Annotated in this window: 1 protein-coding gene; it reads right to left on the bottom strand. The window is 64.0% G+C overall.

Annotated features, from left to right (window positions below; all coding sequences use genetic code 11):
• Window positions 1-92 precede the first annotated feature (92 nt).
• Complete coding sequence (locus tag QMX89_RS22625) at window positions 93-1,271, bottom strand: NAD(P)/FAD-dependent oxidoreductase (RefSeq protein ID WP_282349951.1); 1,179 nt, start codon at window positions 1,269-1,271, stop codon at window positions 93-95.
• Window positions 1,272-1,379 lie beyond the last annotated feature (108 nt).

Here is a 1,379-nt window from a genome sequence, read left to right as displayed (position 1 = left end):
CTGCTACAGGGGCGGTGGCGGATCGATGGGGTGTGGGGACTCTGTAGCAGCGGCGCGAGCCGCGTCCGGGGGCGCTGCGCACTGGCGTCGTGCTACACGTACTGCGCTGCCGCGTAACCCGAGGCCCAGGCCCACTGGAAATTGAACCCGCCCAGATGCCCGCTGACGTCGAGCACTTCGCCGATGAAATACAGACCCGGGCTCTTCAACGATTCCATCGTCTTGGACGATACCTCGCGGGTATCGACCCCGCCCAGGGTCACCTCGGCAGTGCGATAGCCTTCGGTGCCGGCGGGCACCAGTTGCCAGGCGCCCAACGCGTTCGCCACCGCCTGCAGCTCGGCCGGGGTGTACTGCTTCATCGGCTTGGACACGAACCAGTGCTCGGCCAGCAGGTTAGCCATTTTCTTGGTGAAGACTTCACCCAGCAGGGTCTTGAGCTCCGAATTGGGTCGTTCGGCCTGTTGTTGCTGCAACCAGGCCAGTGCATCGTGATCGGGCAGCAGGTTGATCTCGACGCTGTCGCCAGGCTGCCAGAACGAGGAAATCTGCAAGATCGCCGGGCCGCTCAGGCCCCGATGGGTGAACAGCAGGTTCTCGCGAAACGCCTGATCGTTGCAGCTCACCAGGCAATCCACCGAAGTCCCGGACAGCTCGGCGCAGATCTCTTTGAGCTGGTCGGTGATGGTGAACGGTACCAGGCCGGCGCGGGTGGGCAGGATGCTGTGGCCGAACTGGCGAGCGATCTGGTAGCCGAAGCCGGTGGCGCCCAGGGTCGGAATCGACAGGCCACCGGTGGCCACCACCAAGGACTGGCACGCCAACGGCCCCATTGACGTCTGCAAGCGATAGCCTTCGGCGGTTTTCTCGATGGCCTGCACCGAGGTGTCCATGCGCAGCTCGACCCCTGCGCTTTCACACTCGGCCAGGAGCAGGCCAAGGATGTCGCTGGACTTGTTGTCGCAGAACAGTTGGCCCAGTTTCTTCTCGTGATAGGGCACGCCGTGCTTGGCCACCAGGGCGATGAAATCCCATTGGGTGTAGCGGGCCAGGGCCGACTTGCAGAAATGCGGGTTCTGCGAGAGGAAGTTGGCAGGTTCGGTGTACATGTTGGTGAAGTTGCAGCGACCGCCGCCGGACATGAGGATCTTCTTGCCTGGCTTGTTGGCGTGGTCGATCAGCAGCACTTCACGGCCTCGCTGTGCGGCGCTCAGGGCACACATGAGACCGGCGGCGCCGGCGCCGATGATGATGACGGGGATAGAGCGCACTGCTGGGTCCTCTTGCTTCGTGGGGTGTCAGGGGGGCCTCTTCGCGGGCAGAGCCCGCTCCCACAAGGTTAAGCGTTCGGACATCACCCTGTGGGAGCGGGCTCTGCC

The sequence above is a fragment of the Pseudomonas sp. PS01301 genome, assembly GCF_029960215.1.
In the GTDB taxonomy this organism is placed as follows: Bacteria; Pseudomonadota; Gammaproteobacteria; order Pseudomonadales; family Pseudomonadaceae; genus Aquipseudomonas; species Aquipseudomonas coleopterorum.
The sequence above is the reverse complement of the archived record's forward strand: the minus strand, read 5'-3'. Positions and strand labels throughout refer to the sequence as shown.